Raw genomic sequence first — 18,877 nt, forward strand, 5'->3', positions numbered from 1 at the left:
GGAACAAAATAAATATGATGAAATTACGATACCGTATAGGCACAAAAGTCATTAACTATATGTGGACGATATTATTTGGATTTCAAGTGGAAGGCAGGGAAAATATTCTTGAAAATGTCGGTCTGATTATTGCTCCAAACCACCTGTCAAATTTTGACCCTCCATTGGTCGGAACTGCCGCATGGAACCGTGAATGCTACTTCTTATCGAAAACTTCGGTGTTTTTTTCCAGCAAGTTCGCCACTTTCATAATGAAAGCGTTTAATGCTTATCCTATTAACATAGAAAAACCGGAAAAAACCACATTCGATTATACTAAAGAGGTATTGCGCAAAAAATTTGCGATAATAATGTTCCCGGAAGGCACAAGAAGTAAAGTAGGGCATTTGAACGAATTTAACGAAGGAGTTGCCTGGATGGCTTTTCAATTCAATGTTCCAATAATCCCGGTTCTCGTCGTCAATACAAATACTCCTCTTATTACCCAGATGTTTAGAAAAACCAGTGTGTTGATAAAACTCGGCAAACCAATTCCTACCGATTTTTATCGTCAATTTAAAAACTCAAAAGAAGCCCGTAAAATGATAACACGGGAATTAAAATCCCGTATTGAAGAAATGGCAAGAGACTTAAAAAAATAAATGCGAATTTTTCTTATACCTAATTACGGATTTTGTTTTGGAGTAAAACGCTCCATAGATATTGCATATCACACGATAAAAAACAACAAAACGCCGGCTTATACGTGGGGACACATAATACATAATCCCCAAGTCGTTGCTCAACTTGAAAAAACCGGTGTAAGCGCTTTAGACAGTCTTAAAGGAATAACACCCGGAAAGTTAATCATCCGTTCACACGGGGTAAGCCCGGAATTTATACCCAAAGCCCAGAAAATGGGGTTTGAAATAATAGACGCTACCTGTCCTTTCGTTCAGAAAGCCCAGGAGTACGCAAAAAGATTGTGTAACGAAGGATACAACGTTGTGGTAATCGGAGCTGCGGAACACCCCGAAGTCCAGGGAATTATCGGACATACAAATTTCAGAGCCACAGTCATAAACGAGATGAAAGCCATTGCAAAATTACCTAGAGTTCAAAAACTCGGCATCGTTTCTCAAACGACTCTTTCCCCGGAAATATTTGCGGAAATGGTAGGGAAACTTTTATCCAAAGCGGAAGAAGTCCGCGTATATAATACAATCTGCAGAGCCGTTATCTCACGCCAGCAAGAAACACTGGAATTGGCTAAAAAAGTTAAATTAATGATAATCGTGGGAGGAAAAAATTCGGCAAATACAAAAAGATTAGCCGAACTTGCGCGAAGTCAGGGGTGCGAAGCCTACCAGATAGAAACAAAAGACGAAATAAAAAAACAATGGTTCAAAAATAAATTATCCGTTGGCGTAACCGCTGGAACTTCCACCCCGGACTGGATAATCCTTGAAGTCGTACAGGCTATAAAAAATCTGTCCCTTTCTAAGAAGAAACCCTGACCTACCTATTGGAGCAACCCCATTGAAGATAGACAAAAAGAAGCGACCTTAAAAGGTCGCGCTACGTCACACGAAAGCACAAAAAAAAGGAAGGGAGTCACGAAAAGACATCCAACAGAGAGATTCTTCGTCTTCGACTCAGAATGACAATCTCAAAAGGTTTGTTAGACCACTTTAGACGAATTGGCACTATTTAATTAAGTTTATCTTCTTTATCTTTTTATGATTCCCGTCTTTTAACTCACAGAAATATATCCCGCTGCTTACCTTTTTCCCGTCATCGTTCCTACCATCCCAGATAATTTGGGAAATAGTTAATCGGAAATAGTTAATCGGAAATTGGCGAACCAAACGACCGGAAACGTCTCGAATCGTTAACTGCAAATTTTTTGTCTGATTAGCAACTCCGGAATAACTAATAACGGTTTTCTGAATGAACGGATTTGGAGATATGTCCAATTGCAGATTTGGAATTTTGGATTGCGAGTTGGCGTTTTCTTCAATACCAACCAATTTCTTTGTTTTCAGAATCCAATTATCAGGGTCAAAAATTACATTTTCAGGTTTTATATTCAAAGACAAATTAAATTGCTGATAATCTAAAGAATCTTCTAATACAAAACTTACGGTATCCCCGGTAAGATTATTTACTTTTATATCTATCGGCATCTTAAATGAAGGGACATTATAATTATGCGACTGCACTTGTTTGACAAATATGTTCAAGTTAAAACTGTCAACGGCAAGCGAGTCATACCAGAAAGCATACTCATAATCGGGATGTCCTGCCTTATATATCCATTCGTCAAAAAACCAGTCCAAATCTTTGCCATACATACCTTCAGCAAGGTTTTGAAAATCTGCCGTACTTGCAATTTTATATTTATAAGTAGCATAATAATTTTTTAGGATTGCAAAAAATAAACTATCGCCGGTCAGGTGTCTTAACATATGAAGCACGGAAGCACCTTTTTCATAAGTCGTGTTTGACCACAAGCCCTGTTCAGGTGGATTATAAATAGCAAAAGGATACCCCAGAGTAGAGTCTCCATATGTAAGATGCCAATCCATAATGCTTGTTTTCATATAATCTTTGTAAGATGCTCCGCTCTGCCAGTGTTCCGAATATAAAGCTTCACAATAAGTGGCAAATCCTTCATTCAACCAGATATCTTTAGTGCTAATCGGAGTAATTGAGCCTCCCCACCACTGGTGAGAAGTTTCATGAGCAATCGTCATCTCACGGGTATGGTCATTAGGTATGGGCAACGCAAAAAACACGTTTGTTGGATATTCCATCGCCCAACTTAAAGAAGGTAAGCGGACAAATCCATATTTTTCATTAAAAAAAGGATACTTGTCTCCAAATGTATCAGAAAAGAAAGTAAGCATATCCGGAACGTTAGAAAATGCGGTTAACGCACTCGCAGAATCAGATCGGAATACGAAATTATTAACAGGCATAGTATCCCCTTTATAACTAAAAGTATCGCGCAGAATAACATATTTAGAAATTGAAAACGCTGCATACCAGGTAGGTATTGAATAATTTTCCACCCATTTATATTTACACTTTGTACTTATGGTATCGACTTTTTCCAGCAACCCGTTTGCTACCACATAATAAACTGAAGGAACGGTTATTGAAAAACAGAACTTCGCCTTATCCGTAAAAACGTCATTACATGGGAACCAGTATCTTGCACCTACGGGCAACTCGCTTGTAGGCCATGGAACACTCATTGTATACGCAATTCCCGCATTAGTCGTGCTGTAATATAATCCTTCCGAAGGTGTCCCGTTATAGCCAACTCCGATTACAAAAGTATCGCCTGCCGTAATAGTCGTTCCCGAACTGACATTCAATAATGTATTTATTCCTGTGTCGGTTCTGCTATAATTAACATTAATTCCGTTAACCTTAATGCTATCAATATTCAACCCGACGAAATTAAGTTTTGTAGTATCTATGTTTTCCGTTGCTACGGCAGTGATTTCTGTCCATCCTTTTGTTATTTGCTTGCCCGGGAAAGCAATATCAAGCAGGATATCATAATTTATTACATCATAACCTGAAATACTATCCGCTAAACTAAGTTTTGTATTAACTGTTTGTCTTGAAAGATTTTCGCGAAGGGATGACTCTTTTTCTGAGAATAAAGGCGTTCTAAAAGACAAAATAGCAATTATCAGTATCAACATTTTAGTAAATATATCTATTTGATTTTAATTGGCAAGTTTTAAATTACTTAAAAACATCCTAAAATAATAATGTTCCTCTTTTATCTCACGCAATCTTCTAACATTCCACATAAAAGCCTTAAAAATCATATACACTATATAAAATCTTGTCTTTTGTGTAATCTTTGCCCTGGGATTAATTTTATACCATATTTTAAGGAATCCGCCCGAGGCGGGTTCAAAATACAATTTTGAATAAGCATTTTTATTCCATAAGAAATCACCAATATTCTGTAGAATAATTTTTATGGACGGAAACCCGACAATGGATTTACCAAGTTTATAAAATTTTAAATACGCATAAATTGAATTTCGCAAATCCATATAATATCTAAATTCGGCATTTTTAGAATCTTTTAACCAATGGTAAGCTTTTGCATTTTCTACATATTTTGCAGTTAATCCGCATATCTTACATCTTAAGAAAAAATCAAGGTCTTCGTTATAGATTTCATATCTTTCATCAAAATATTTATCCATTTTCGCCAGCGCTTTTCTTTGCATCATAAAAATCGCAGAAATCACGGGATATTCTTTTGCCGCAAAAATAGGAAAAATAGGAATTCCATTAGGAAAATACGGAACCGTATATAAAATCACCGCCGGGGCGGGATGTTCCATATCATAATTACCGCCTGCCTGCCTGCCGTCAGGCATGGAGCGATTCATTTGAGCTAATAACTCGTTAATGCATTCTTTATCCAACCATACATCCGCATCTATAAAAACAAGAATATTCCCGCAGGAATTAACTATTCCAAGGTTTCTTGCGTAAGCCGCACCGCTTCTTTCCGAAGCACAAAAACACTTCACACCGGGATAATTTTTACGAATAAAATCGAAAGTATTATCCGTTGAAGCATCGTCTATAACTATTATTTCAAAAATATTATTAAGGGTTAAATTATAGATAGAATCTATACATTTTCCAACGTATTCCCGACTATTATGGGTGGGGATGATAAAAGATACCATATTTTATTGAGTTAAGCAAACTTGTCTGCAAAAAACATCCGTGAATACAATAACAGTTTTTTATTTTTTTCCTGAAATCATCCATCTTTTTTGATTGCCATAATTTATGGAAATCAAGGTCAAAATCTCTTATATTAAGTTTTGATTCTATCAATTCGCAACCCGCAACCTTCCCGTCAGGATAAAGCACGCCAATTTGATTCCCGGCAACACAATCAACGATTTTACAATTTGTTTCTATTAATTCGATTTCCTTTTTCAACCCCAGCAAAGAAAAAGACAAATCAACGGCAAGCTTTGATTTCTCAAGAGTATAAATCTTTTTTATTTCATTGTATGTTTTTTTCATTTCGTCTAAAGTTAGTAAGGTTTTATCGGGCGAAGACGGGTTATAACTTTTTGACAACAAAGGATTATTTTGGAATAATTCATTTCCTCGCGCAAATTCAAAAGTTATGGGGATTTTCAAAACATTCGTAGTAAACTCTGAAAGCTGAACCAAATGTTTATAATTTAATTTTGATACTACGGTTAAAATATGAACGGTTAAGTTAGGATGCTTTGTGGAAAGTTTTTTTAATTCTTTCAATGTTTTAACGGCTTCATTAAAGCACCCTTCCTTGCCTCTTATTTTATCGTGTATATCTTCTACTCCATCAATTGATATCTGGAAATGAAGATTACTATTCACATTTTTAAGTATAGACTCCGTAGTTTCAATAATTTTGGAAGAAGGCACCCCGTTAGTCATAAAATGGAAATTCATCGGTTTGTTTTTATCGTAAAATGTCTTACATATTTCGACAATTTGTGAGTGCAAAAAAGGTTCTCCCCCCGTAATTAAAATAGACGAGAGCGGGGACTTCAAAGAGCCTGCAATCTTGCCAATCTCTTCCAAATTAAGCGTGTTTTCATCCTTGCTCAGACTTTTCCAATAAAAACAATGTTTACAATGCATATTACATTTATTGGTTATGAAATAAATCAGGACTAATGGGGTTTTAAGTTTATTCTTTACCTTGAGATACATCTTCGTTTTTCTCGGGAAAGAAAGTAATTTATCAAAATTCATTTTTATCTTTGCGGCCTCAGCAATCTTGCGTTGAAAATATTCACCGCAGAGACGCAGAGTTCGCAGAGTCTACAATTTATTTACTATCCTCTTTATACCATCTTTTAAAATAGGGACATTAAAATTTATAAGCAATCCTACTTTTATTCCTGTCAATTTCAAATATGTTAGAACTTGAGCTTGATGAATTGGGAGTAGAGCTTCAATAGATTTCAATTCAACAATTACACAATTTTCAACGACTAAATCAAGACGGTATCCACAATCTAAACGAACACCTTTATACTCTACCGGTAAAGGTATTTGCCTTTCAAAAGAAAGTTTATTTAGAGTTAGTTCTCTGCAAAAACATTCTTCATAGGGGGATTCTAATAATCCGGGGCCTAAGGTTTTATGCATTTCAATTGCTAAACCAATTACTTTCTCGGACACTTCATTTTCTTTTATCATATTAGTTCTTTTTAAACCCTAACCTGCTTTCTCTATTTATTTCTTTTTCCATTTTTCAACTCTCAAACTTTCCGTTTTTCCTCTCTGTGTCCTCTGTAGTTACTGTTTCTGTTCTTTTCCTTTTTATTCTCTGCGTTCTCTGCGGCTCTGCGGTGAAAATCTTCTCTTCTTAGTTATATTAATTAAATATATAGGCGTAATTTTCCAGTTATTTTTTCAATTTATTAAACAATGCGCAAGCTTCTTCCAACCCTATACCATTATGAACAATAGCTTTTATTGTTTTCATTGCCGCAACAGGATACTCCGATTGAAATATATTTCTTCCCATATCCACACCTTTTGCTCCTTTTTGAATCGCATTATATGCCAATTTGAACGCTTCTTCCTCGGGAAGTTTTTTCCCTCCCGCAATAACAATGGGAACGGGACAACTTTCTATAACCTTTTCAAATTCCTCACAATAATAAGTTTTTACTATATGCGCTCCGATTTCAGCCGCAATACGGCAAGCTAATGCTAAATACCTTACATCTCTTACCATATTTTTACCGACTGCAGTAACTGCAAGAACTGCTATACCATATTCTTCGGCTTCATCAACAAGTTTAGCCAAATTCAATAACGTCTCTTTTTCATTAGGAGCGCCTACGAATATGGATAACGCTACGGCCGAAGCGTTCAGCCTAACTGCTTCTTTAATTGATGTAGTAATTCCTTCATTGGATAAATCTTCATCCAGAATGCTTGTTCCGCCTGAAACTCTCAATACGATTGGTATATTATTATCCGGTTTTACGGATGTTCTGAGTATCCCGCGGGTAAGCATTAAGGAATCCGCATATTCAATCAAAGGAGTAACGGTTTTTGATGGGGTTTCCAACCCGCTTATCGGACCTAAAAAGTAACCATGGTCAACGGCAAGCATCACCGTGCGTCCCGTTTCTTTATTAAATATTCTATTGATTCTATTGCTTAATCCCCAATCCATTTACTCCCCCTTTTTACGTTAAAACTTATTTTATTAATACTATTTTTTTTGTTTCATTATAAGTTCCGGCATTAAATTTAACAAAATATATCCCGGCAGGATAATCTTTGAATTCCAATTTTTCTTCATACCGACCGGGCAATTTTTCACACTCTATTAATGTTTTTACACATCGCCCGGAAAGGTCAAAGAGCTTTAATGAAACATTACTCTTCAAAGGTATCTGGTAACTAATAATTGTTGACTTTATAAATGGATTTGAAGAGTTCTGATTAAAACTGAAAAGTTTTGTTAAAGTATCCGTTTCTTCAACTCCAACTACTACAATAGTAGAAAATACGGTTCTGTTCTTCAAATTATCGGAAGCCTGTAGTTCCAATGTATCCTCTCCTTCGCTCAAACTAAGCTGATATGAAATACTTCCACGAGTACAACTTCCGGTATCGTACTGAAAATAATCGGCAAGCTGTATATTTCTTGGCAGCAATTGACCATTTTTTATTCTTAACGTAAGAGCAAGATTATATGGCACTATTTTATTAAATACATTAATTCCAGATTCATCTTCCAGTAAAGCTGAAAACATAAATTCAGCAGTATTTATAGTATCTCCCATAGAAACACCATTTACAAAGAGTTGAATCGCAGGGCCTACCGTGTCTCCGGGGTTATCGCCACCGGGCATAATCGTAACCGGGGTAGCAGCATTCCCGCAACTTGTATCATTCCAGGCAAATACACTAATTTTCCCATATGCTCCCCACAGTAATGAATCTTGAATCGAATCAAGTTTTGGAATATAGAAACTCTCTTTCCATTTTCCATTTGTTACTTCCGTTATGCCTTCAAATAAAATATCCTCACACAATTGATTATCTACCATCCTGCCGCGCATTTTATATTTAGTATTTCCCTCAATTCCAGGATATCCATGATAAACATAGGTATAATTATATTCCGAACTCCTAACCGTAATATGTGCAAAATTTGCATTCGGTGCTGTGCCTTCTATCTCAAGCATAGTTCCACCCATAAGAGTATCAGAAAAAGAATCAATTTCTACATTAATTGACCATGAGGGGAATCTTGTTGCAGGGTCAGCAAATAAATTTTCATTTACCTGGAGATTTCTGGATAAGTTCTGCCCATATACTACCTGGCCTAACGTATTTAATTTTTGTTTTAGTAATAGATTAACCAGTAAAGTATCCATACCCGATGAACCACCTGTAGTCCTGGTAGCCGCAATAGAAGCAATGGTGCCTTTGTTGGGTATTTTCTGTAAATAATCAGCCATACAATCATCATCCATACGGTCAAAACATCCTATTCCACAAGACCAGAATTGCCAAATTGGGTTTTTTACACCATTATTCAGGACTTCTATATCCTGTGGATTATAAAAAAGAATCTCGTGACAGAAAAGATAAAGATTACCATGCCCGGCCGCAAGCACCATATTCATACCTTTATCAATATGTCTTATGATATCGTTTTCTGCCGTAGGTTTACGATTACAAGTTTCTAACGGATAGTTCATAGAATAAACCTTAAACACGTCATATTCTTGTGGAATCATATTTGCACATCTTTCTTCATTTGCTACAAACATATCTCTATCCGGATATTCATCGTCTGAAATCAATAGAATACGATTCTTCCATACCCCTTGGTCTGCTTTTTCATACTTAGTAATTTTATCTATTGCATTCTCTGCTTCAATTTTAGTTTTTGCCGTAATCCTTCCAACTGCTAAGTTATGCTGTGAAAACCAATCATCCCAGCAATAATTACCTTGAGGGGGATAACCATATTCACCAACCTTATATCCTTCTTCCCTCGCAGGAATACGATTTTTTGATACGTCTGACTTGTATGCATATGTCCCGGCACCAAGTAAAAGACAATATCCGGGTTGTCCCCAATTATCGTAAGCATACGATAGAAAGTTCTTTATCGCATACGGCGAATTTTCTATTCCCCAGCTAAAATTATTATATATATCCACAGTAGAAAAAACTTCAGTGCTTAATCCCTGCCATTCTCTATAAGTTTTAAGCGTATTTGCATAATTTATAAAATCAGGATGAGCGATTATTATAAAATCCAGATTTTGTGACATATTCCTTATATTATACGGACTTTCTTCTTTTATAACCGGGATTTTAAAACTGTCACTTGCATAATAAACACCGCCGGGGCACTGAAAACTAACCACTCCCGTATCAAAATCAACATTGGCAACCCTTTTGGGGTCAAGAGGATTCGTAATATTAAAAATCACAGGAGACGATTGAAAACCTTTTAATGTAAAGGCGAGAGAATCCTCTCCACTGAATTTTAAGTTTCCGGTATACGCTTCATATTTCTTTTTACAAACAACTTCAAAGTAATCAAAAAATATGACATCTTTTGTCATTGAACTTCCTTTATATAACTCAATGGTAACAGTATCCGTTCCGTCGTGAAATCCGGAAGCATCAAATTCAAAAAACTTCGGAGGGTATTCCTGTGGGCCAATCCAACTTGTATTATAAAATTCAACTCCATTCAAATATAATTTTATGTTATGATTCATATCCGTCGCCTCAGGCTTATATTGACTCATATCAGTATACCAGCCATAAACGGCAAATTTTATCTTGCAGGAATCATTATAACAACTATGTGCATCAAACGTATAATCTTTTTTTAGACTTGAAACTGATGAAATACGTTCAAGTTTATCCCATACCCAGGCAAGTCCACTTTTTGCCGGACAAATAGAATCTTTTTCTATATGCAAAGTATCAAAAAAGTACGCGGGCGCATTTTGAACTGAACTACCTGAAATGCTGTCTCTTCTCCCACTGCCTCCACCATATGTAAGCCAATAAACATTAGTAGATGCATATGGATTCAGGAAAGCTAAATCATTCTTTCCCCATCCGTCAAGTGATGTTCCATAAAATAAAATAGAATTATTCGGAAGGATATAAATAGGGACTTCTTTCAAGGTATCACTTGTTCCGATAACCATTTTACTTCCACCGTTATATAATCTTACAGTACTGAGGTCAACACCTGATAAATCAACCTGTGAAGTGTCAATTTTATATATGCCTTCTTCTTTAACTTCCACCTTATACCAATTATTAGTGTAAAAATGCAATTTTTTTGTTTCGCTTTCTTTTTTCCAGTTCTTTGCCTGTTCATAGTTAAGAAGCACTGATTCAAATACTTTTTCAAAAAATCTATCCTGATGTGCTACACCTGCATCGCCACCATAAAAATTAACCTTTACCCGTAAACTCTTATAAAACAATAGAGTTTTGCTATTAGGATTATACCTAAATGGATTTATTCCGATTTTTACGATTTCCTGTCCTCTATAAAGCGCTTGCTCTTCTACGCTTGCAATCGCAGAAGGTAAAAACCCATCCTGTGAAGATGCTTTACCTTTTACGTTTCCCCCTGTAATTTCATATATTGGCGGGATATCTACTCCTGTAGATTCTACGGTTATAGCTTCAACTACCTCCACTCTAACAGTTGCGCCTATCGGGACTCCTATCGTAACATATTTTATGGGAAGAGTAGATTTTTCAGGTATTTGCTCCTGATAACTACTTGGAGTATAGTGCGGAAGTTCCGATTTTATGATATTATCAGGAGTATACAAAAACTCTATACTTCTACTAGTTGAATTCAATACTGTTACGTCTTTTTTAAAATAATTTTCTGTTTTTGGAGAAGGCACATAAGCTTTCTTGTATTTTGCGGTTTTTATACTATTTAAGGATATCTTTTGAGACAATTTTGAAAGTGGTTTTACTTGTCCTATTGAAACTTTACGTTTTACGACTGAATTACTTTCCGTTTGAGCAGCTACATTTCTTGATAAACTTGTTTTACTCGCTCTAACTGAATAAGTCGCAAAAAAAACAAAAAATACTAAAGAAAAAATATACCATTTTTTCATTTTTATCCCCTTGATTTAATATATAACCTTATTAATGGACAATATATTAAGAAGTTTTATCATTGTCAAATTAAAATCTCATTTATTTTTAATACAAAAAGACAACTAAAAACTTATGTTCATTTTGCGCTAACTTTTTTGAGAATTCACCTAGAAACTAATTCAGTAATTATTTTTTCTAGTCAAAAAACACATCATTAACTACTGTTTTTTTCTATATATAGTTCTGCAGAGAATGCTGCTAATGCACCGTCTCCGGCTGCTGTTACGATTTGACGGAATCGTTTTTCCCTGACATCACCGGCAGCAAAAATACCGGGCACCGAAGTCTCGAGGTGTTCGTTTGTCATTATATATCTTTTGTTATCCAATTGTACAACATCCTTCAAAAAAGCGGTATTTGGAGTCAATCCTGCAAAAATAAATACACCTGTAACGTCTATGGTTTTTTCTACTCCATCACCTTCTATCGTGATGGACTCAACTCCTTTATCACCGTTTACACTTACAAGTTTATGTGAAAAATAAAATTTTGCGTTAGTATGTTTCTTTACTCTTTCTTGTAAAGTTTTATCTGCCGTAATAAAAGGCAAAAACTCAACAAACGTAATATGATTAACAAACTTAAGCAGGAATAATCCTTCCTGTATGCCTGAATTTCCGCATCCTATAACAGCTACATTTTTATTTTTATACAATGGACCATCACAGATAGCGCAATAGGATATTCCCTTACCGAAGAACTTTTCTTCCCCGGGAATATTTAATTTTTTATAATGAGTTCCTGTTGCAATTATTATTGCAGACGTTTCATATTCATTTTTTGATGTCTTTACAATTTTCACGTTATCTCGTATTTCGAGAGTTTCAACTTCTTCCGGGACTATATTCACGCCGATAGCTCTTGCTTGTTCTTCCATTTTCTGCATCAAATCAAAACCGCTTATCTCTTTGAACCCGGGATAATTTTCTATTATATCGGTGTTTACTACAAGTCCACCCGTTACATATTTTTCAAGGATAACGGTATTTAATTTTGCTCTCTGAGCATAAATTCCCGCCGTAAGCCCGGCAGGTCCGGATCCAATTATAACTAAATCTTTTTTCTCCATAATCATCTACAGGTGCAAAATTCCGTTGGTTCAGTTCCTTCAATAAAGACTTCCGTCCTGACAGCGCCTGAATTACGACCTGCAAGGCTGCCACATTTCTTGCATATATCTTTCCATACAAGTCCTGAAGGCACCGGGAAATCATTCATTGGTTTATTCTTCAAGGCTTCTTTCATAAATGATATCCAGATAGGTAACGCAACTTCCGCACCGGTAGCCTTATACCCTATCTTTTTAGGCGTATCATAGCCAACCCAGACACCACAAACCATATCGGGGGTAAATCCAATAAACCACGTATCTCCGTATTCATCGGATGTTCCTGTTTTTCCCGCTATAGGGCCTTCAAGCCCTGAATTTCTTATTTTTATTCCTGTCCCCTCATTTACAACGCTTTGCAACATACTTGTCATAAGATACGCCGTTTGTGGAGACAAAACACGGTCTTTAAATAATTGTGGTCTCTTATATAAAACGGAACCATCAAGGTCAGTTATTTTTTCTATCATATATGGCGTAACCCTTATCCCTCCGGTGGCAAACGTTCCATAAGCAGTAACCATATCAAGCAAACTTATTGAACTGCATCCCAATGATAACGAAATAACCGGGTCTAATTTCGAAGTTATCCCCATTCTTCGAGCATAACTAATGACTTTTTCCGGACCGATATCCATAATAAGCCTTACGGAGACTAAATTTCTTGATAACGCTAAAGCCTTACGTAAAGTAATTGGGCCTAAGAACTCTTCGTCATAATTACCGGGCCTATATGTTTTATTCCCCCAATCTTTAATGGCTATTGGCGCATCTTCTACAACTGATGCCGGCGTATAACCTGATTCAAGCGCTGCCGTCCACACAAACGGTTTAAACGCCGAACCTGCCTGTCTTTCTCCCAGAATTGCCCGATTAAACGTACTTTTCCCGAATTCTTTACCTCCGACTTCTGCCAGTATTCCGCCCGTATTGGGGTCCATAACTAAAAGTGCCGATTGTAAAGGCAATGTTGTATCTTTCGATTTAAATCTTGTCCCTATTGACATTAATCCATTCTTTACAACTGAGTCCGCAGCTTGCTGAAAACTTCCATCCAGAGTCGTATATATTAAAATACCTCCCCTGTAAAGTTCATCCGCTCCAAATTGTGCAGATACCCATTTTCTTATTTCTTCTATAAAATATGCTCCCGTTCCGCGAACAAAAGTCTGTTTAAATACTTTTATCGGTATTTTCTTAGCAAATTCTTCTTCTTCTTTGCTAACCACTCCACTCTGAGCCAATACACTAATGACAAGATTTCTTCGTCCGGTGGCATTTTCAAGGTTGGTGTACGGATTATATTTTGCAGGACTCTTAGGTAATCCTATTAATAACGCATATTCATACAGTTTCAGTTGATTCACATGTTTCCCAAAATAAGTTTGTGCCGCAGTTTCTATTCCATACGCTCCATTTCCATAGTAAATCTGGTTAAAATAAAGTTCAAGTATCTCATCTTTTGAATAAATTCGTTCTATACGCAAAGCTAAAATCAACTCTTTAAGTTTACGCAGTATACTCTTATCAAAAGTCAGGAACAAGTTTCTTGCAAGCTGTTGTGTTATAGTAGAACCACCCTGTGCGCTTCGCAAACGAAAAGCATTTAGTATTATTGCCCTGCTGAAACCACTAATATCAAAACCATGATGCTTATAAAAATTCTTATCCTCCAAAGCAAGAGTGGCTTTTATTATTGGAGCAGGAATATTTTCAAGTTTTACCGGAATTCGTTTTTCTTCGTAAAACTCATAAATTATTCGTTTATTTCTATCGTAAACTTTTGAGCTCAAAGCCCTGTAAGTCTCGAGTAAATCTACGGAAGGCAGATTTCGGCTAATTCTGTAAACCAAAGCCCCACCGAATCCAATAAGAAAACCACAAACCACAACCGTTATAAAAACCGCTTTTTTTACATTACTCATTTTTTACCCTGTATATTTATTGTACCAGCTCTTTGGTATTAAAGAAAAATGCTATTTCTTTTTTTGCATTATCTACAGAATCCGAGGCATGCACCGCATTAACACAACCATTGGTACCAAATTGTTTTCTTAATGTCCCGGGTGCTGCATCTTTAGGATCTGTAGCGCCAACTATCTCCCTTAAATGTTTTATAGCATTAATTCTACGTAAATGGCATACTTTAATTTTTCCCGAACTCATAAAATTTATTAGCCTGTTATAAAATTCTTTCCCATAATGGACGGCATAGAATCTTGACGCATCCTCCAGTGAAAGTCCTGCATATTTTGTTTCAACGATTTTAAAACCTTCTGTCTTTATCCGTTCAAGTATTTTCTCATCAGTGCCGGCGGATACGGCATCCGGTTTTATAATAAGCAGTGTATCCTCTTCCATTTTCCCCTCCTCACATCCGGCAAACTAAAAATATCTAATTTCCTGCACTATGTAATCAACAGGGTTTTTAGCTCTCCCAGCCCGCCACACTTCATAATGTAATCTTGGTCCGATCGTTTTTCCGGTTTTTCCGGCGTAACCGATTACCTGATTTCTTTTGACTGTCTGCCCTTTACTTACTTTCAATAATCCAAGATGTGAATACGTAGTTTCAAAACCATAATTATGGTCAATGCGAACCGTTAGCCCTGAATTAGATGAAAAACCAGCATATTCAACTCTCCCTGCACCGGCAGCAAATATTGCACTCCCTTCCGGCGCTGCAATATCTATTCCCTCGGAATATCTTTCTTCCCCGGTAAATATGTATTTTGTTTTACCAAAAGTTTGGATTACAAAACCATTTGTAGGCAAAATACAGGGAATACTCCCGCCAATCTCTGCATCCCCCGTTAATTTCTGTTCGACTTTGCTCAAAACATATTTGGAGCTTTTCAATTCTCCCAGAAGTTCATCTATACCAATCATTTTCTCATTTGCATAAGAAACATCTTTAACTGTTTGAAATCTATCTATGGCATTAACTTTAGATACGATATTTTTGTAATATGCACTTACTTTTCCGTATTCTTCATAACAATTATTCAAACTACTCTCCAGGTGATTATTCATATTTTCTATTGCGGATGAATTTAAAAAACCTTTCGGCAAAAGATACCTGCTTACAATAGGAAACACAATAAGAATTACCACTATAACAATCCAGAATTTTCGGATCCTGAATGTCTTTATATTTGAAGTATTATGGGGGATTATCGTTATTTTCATCCGAGTGCCCTTCTCAACTTAATAATAGCTCGTTTTTCTATCTGCCTTATGCGCTCACGAGAAAGATTCAATATGCTCCCAACCTGTTGCAATGTATAAGCAGCCCCACCTCCAAGTCCAAATCTTAAACGAATAATCGTTCTCTCTACCTTATTTAATTTATCTATGTTTTCTTTGATTTCACTAACATAAACCGACATTAAGGCATTGTTCTCGAGTATCTCCATATCCGTACCCATAATGTCGCCTATTGTTGTTTTTTCACCTATCAGAGTATCAAGTGAAATTGCGGATTCCGCTAAATCCATTGCTTCTTCCACATCTTTCACGCTAATTCCCAATGCTCTTGAGATTTCCTCCGTTGTAGGCAATCTCCCAAATAATTTTGATAACTCTTCCTCCATTCCCCTGATTGCAGATTTATCTAATTGTTTTTTTATCGGAATTCTGATTGATTTGGCGCCGTCATAAATCGTTCTTAATATGTAATGTTTTATCCACCACACGGCATAGGATATAAACCTTACTCTTTTTCTTAAATCGTATTTCTCCAAAGCTTTTAAAAGTCCTATAGTCCCTTCCAGCATAAGGTCTTCAACATCTACTCCCCGCCCCTTGTATAAATAAGCAAGCCTCACGACTGAACTGATCTTCAGTCTTACAAATTTATCTTTTGCTTCTTTATCCCCTTTCTTTATTTTCTTTATATATTCTCGCTCTTCTTCATATGATAAAGGAGCGGTTTTAGGGACACTCTGGAAAAAACCACAACTTTTTAGTTCTTTCATTTTAATCTGTTTCTATCCCGATTAACGATTTACAATTTTCTGTTTTATTATTTCTGATTTGGAGTAAAGGCTACTATTGCCTTACCGTCTCCCCTCTTTAATTTAAATACAATAGGAGCTTTACTTTTGCCGTATGTAGAATGTGCAGATTCATAATCCTGTAAATTTTTTATTTCTTTATTTCCTATTTTTGTTATTATGTCTCCCATTCTTATCCCGGCTTCGTATGCAATTGAGCCTTCATCTATACTTGCCACGACTACTCCGGAAGATGCTTTGATATTCATTTTTTCTGCTTCCGGACTCTTTACGGAAACAACTTCCATATCAAGCCATTTTTCAGCTTTTTGAGGTTCCCCTGTTCCCTTCATTTCTGCAGGTTTCTCTCCTACCGTCACAAATAAAGTCTGGAATGTTTTATCTCTAAATATCTTTATTGTTATTTTTTTATTGAGTGGAGTTTGCAAAACTATAGTCGCAAAATTCTTATATGTTACCTTTTTGCCATCCCATTCAACAAGTATGTCTTCCTCTTTTACTCCAGCTTTTGCTGCAGGAGAACCCGAAAGAACTGAAGTTACTACTATCCCCGCTCCCGTGTTATCCTTAAATCCGTATGCTTCCGCAAGATTACTATTTATTCCCTCGTAATAAATTCCTAACCACCCTCTTTTTACTTCTTTATACTGTACTAAATCGGATTTTACTTTTTGTGCCATATTTATAGGAACTGCAAACCCGATTCCTATATTCCCTACTATACCACTACCAGTCATACTGCCACTTGTTTTTATAGCCGCATTTATGCCTATTACTTCTCCTTTGAGGTTTACAAGCGGGCCACCGGAATTCCCCGGGTTTATCGCTGCATCCGTCTGGATAAAGTCCTGTATTTTGGGACCATCGCCATCTTCGTATCCTATCCCAATATCCCGTCTGTCTTTAGCTGAGACGACTCCAACCGTAACCGTCCCGAAAAGCTGGAACGGGTTTCCTATTGCCATAACCCAGTCTCCGACTTCAATTTCATCCGAATTTCCAAGTTTTGCATACGGAAGCCCTTTGACATCTATTTTTAAAAGTGCTATATCCGTTACAGGATCGCTTCCTATTACTTTAGCTTTATATTCTTTCTCATCCATCATTTTTACTGTAAGTGATGATGCCCCACTTATTACATGATTATTCGTAAGAATATAGCCATCTTCGGATACGATAAACCCCGAACCAAGACCTGAAAGCGTCTGTCTTTTTTTAAGTTCCGGCATAAATTGTCTAAAAAATTCATCCGGTGTTCCCCCAAAAAACTCAGAAAACGGGTCTCGTACATTCACTGTTTTTTCTGCGGAAATACTTACAACTGCCGGCATTAATTCTTTTGCTATCCTAACAAAGGGACTTTTCCCTTCTGAAGTAATTGGCAATGAACCTTTTATTTCTACTTTGGGTGGTTCACTGCATAACAACGCAGGCATCACCAACAATGCCACAAGTAAACCTTTTTTCATCTTTCCCCCTTTCTTTTAGATTAAAAGGAATATCCTGTTATACAGGACAGCTTTTTCTTTTTTATTTTGATTGTCTTAACATAATACATTCTATGTATTAAGTCAAGAATAAAAATATCCTCTCTTTATCCCACCTTTTTTACTATTTAATTCTATTTCTTGCTTAACTTAACCCACCTACTTTACCTGCTCTATTTTTTCCTTGACTTTTCCTTAAAAATCAAGCAATTAGTAAATCAGATTATGAAAAAGGTTTGTTATGTTTTTACACTCAACGTGTTATTATCCGGAATAGCATACGGGAACAGTATGCAAGAGGTCCCCATACCAAAATTAATAAAAGATATAAAACCTTCCATTGTAGGAGTACTAGCAAGAGATATTAATCAATCCGGGACCGGAGTATTCTTATCCATTAACAAAAAAACATATATATTAACTAACGAACACGTTGTAGCTCTAAAAGACAGCGCAGGGGAAACAATCAAGTACTCTGAAGATATAGTAGTAACTTTCAATCTAAAAATAAAAAGGGCATTCTTTTTTCAGGCTGAGATAGAAAAAACAGACGAGAATTCCGATTTGGCAGCTCTTAGATTTTATCGTCCAGTTGATATGCCGGACAGTTTATTTGATGCCGTTTTTGTCCCTTCCAATATATGGAAAGAACCCGATGATATAAAAGAGGGGGAAACAGTAATATATTCAGGGTATCCTACAGGATGGGGCTTATCTTACCAGCGGAATTACCCACTTTCAAGGATCGGAATAGTATCTCAGGTAATTCCCGGCAAAAAAGATTTTCTAATAGATGCGTTTGTACAACCCGGATACAGTGGCAGTCCGGTTTTTCTAGTCCGGGAGAACCAAAAAGACACTCTTTCAAAATGGATGTGGTATTTCATAGGAATCGCAAAAAGTTATCCCAAAATATATAAAAATTTAACAGATAGTATCAAAATATCGGAGAATCCGGGCTTTGCAAACGTTATAGGAACAGGATTGATAAAAAAGTTTTTTGAAGTAGAAAAATAACAACAACACTTTCGACAATT

The 18,877-nt window shown here is 36.3% G+C and carries 15 protein-coding genes; 3 read left to right on the top strand and 12 right to left on the bottom strand.

Annotation, left to right across the window (positions count from 1 at the left end; genetic code table 11):
- The first annotated feature begins 14 nt into the window (after window positions 1-14).
- Entirely contained in the window at window positions 15-641 is a 627-nt protein-coding gene (locus WC614_10570; protein ID MFA5033448.1) for a lysophospholipid acyltransferase family protein, read from the top strand.
- The gene (locus tag WC614_10575; GenBank protein ID MFA5033449.1) at window positions 642-1,496 is read left to right on the top strand and encodes a 4-hydroxy-3-methylbut-2-enyl diphosphate reductase; all 855 of its coding nucleotides are present in this window, start codon (window positions 642-644) and stop codon (window positions 1,494-1,496) included.
- Between the two features lie 189 nt (window positions 1,497-1,685).
- On the opposite strand, the gene WC614_10580 is transcribed toward WC614_10575, so the two are convergent.
- From WC614_10580 to WC614_10635, 12 genes are all read right to left on the bottom strand, one after another.
- Window positions 1,686-3,698 carry a M1 family aminopeptidase gene (locus WC614_10580; GenBank protein ID MFA5033450.1) on the bottom strand — a complete coding sequence of 671 codons (2,013 nt, stop codon included), beginning with the start codon at window positions 3,696-3,698 and terminating at the stop codon, window positions 1,686-1,688.
- Between the two features lie 24 nt (window positions 3,699-3,722).
- The gene (locus WC614_10585) at window positions 3,723-4,712 is read right to left on the bottom strand and encodes a glycosyltransferase (protein ID MFA5033451.1); all 990 of its coding nucleotides are present in this window, start codon (window positions 4,710-4,712) and stop codon (window positions 3,723-3,725) included.
- Complete coding sequence (locus WC614_10590; GenBank protein ID MFA5033452.1) at window positions 4,684-5,742, bottom strand: radical SAM protein; 1,059 nt, start codon at window positions 5,740-5,742, stop codon at window positions 4,684-4,686. Before WC614_10590 ends, WC614_10585 begins: the two co-directional genes overlap by 29 nt.
- Before the next feature lie 111 nt (window positions 5,743-5,853).
- Entirely contained in the window at window positions 5,854-6,234 is a 381-nt protein-coding gene (locus WC614_10595) for a GxxExxY protein (GenBank protein MFA5033453.1), read from the bottom strand.
- Between the two features lie 208 nt (window positions 6,235-6,442).
- Complete coding sequence (gene lsrF / locus WC614_10600; GenBank protein MFA5033454.1) at window positions 6,443-7,225, bottom strand: 3-hydroxy-5-phosphonooxypentane-2,4-dione thiolase; 783 nt, start codon at window positions 7,223-7,225, stop codon at window positions 6,443-6,445.
- A 25-nt stretch (window positions 7,226-7,250) separates the two neighbouring features.
- On the bottom strand, window positions 7,251-11,186 hold the full coding sequence (locus tag WC614_10605) for a C25 family cysteine peptidase (protein ID MFA5033455.1): 3,936 nt from the start codon (window positions 11,184-11,186) through the stop codon (window positions 7,251-7,253).
- 197 nt (window positions 11,187-11,383) lie between these two features.
- Entirely contained in the window at window positions 11,384-12,298 is a 915-nt protein-coding gene (gene trxB, locus WC614_10610; GenBank protein ID MFA5033456.1) for a thioredoxin-disulfide reductase, read from the bottom strand.
- Between the two features lie 2 nt (window positions 12,299-12,300).
- Window positions 12,301-14,262, bottom strand: a complete 1,962-nt coding sequence (locus WC614_10615) for a PBP1A family penicillin-binding protein (protein MFA5033457.1) — start codon at window positions 14,260-14,262, stop codon at window positions 12,301-12,303.
- 16 nt (window positions 14,263-14,278) lie between these two features.
- Window positions 14,279-14,698 carry a nucleoside-diphosphate kinase gene (locus WC614_10620; protein ID MFA5033458.1) on the bottom strand — a complete coding sequence of 140 codons (420 nt, stop codon included), beginning with the start codon at window positions 14,696-14,698 and terminating at the stop codon, window positions 14,279-14,281.
- Window positions 14,699-14,722: 24 nt separating this feature from the next.
- On the bottom strand, window positions 14,723-15,526 hold the full coding sequence (locus tag WC614_10625; protein MFA5033459.1) for a M23 family metallopeptidase: 804 nt from the start codon (window positions 15,524-15,526) through the stop codon (window positions 14,723-14,725).
- Complete coding sequence (locus WC614_10630; GenBank protein ID MFA5033460.1) at window positions 15,523-16,314, bottom strand: RNA polymerase sigma factor RpoD/SigA; 792 nt, start codon at window positions 16,312-16,314, stop codon at window positions 15,523-15,525. Before WC614_10630 ends, WC614_10625 begins: the two co-directional genes overlap by 4 nt.
- Window positions 16,315-16,361: 47 nt before the next feature.
- Entirely contained in the window at window positions 16,362-17,822 is a 1,461-nt protein-coding gene (locus tag WC614_10635; protein MFA5033461.1) for a Do family serine endopeptidase, read from the bottom strand.
- Between the two features lie 243 nt (window positions 17,823-18,065).
- On the opposite strand from WC614_10635, the gene WC614_10640 reads away from it, so the two are divergent.
- Window positions 18,066-18,857, top strand: a complete 792-nt coding sequence (locus tag WC614_10640) for a serine protease (protein ID MFA5033462.1) — start codon at window positions 18,066-18,068, stop codon at window positions 18,855-18,857.
- Window positions 18,858-18,877 lie beyond the last annotated feature (20 nt).

It is taken from the genome of bacterium (assembly GCA_041649255.1).
GTDB lineage: Bacteria > Hydrothermota > UBA3073 > JACQXS01 > JAQTXJ01 > JAQTXJ01.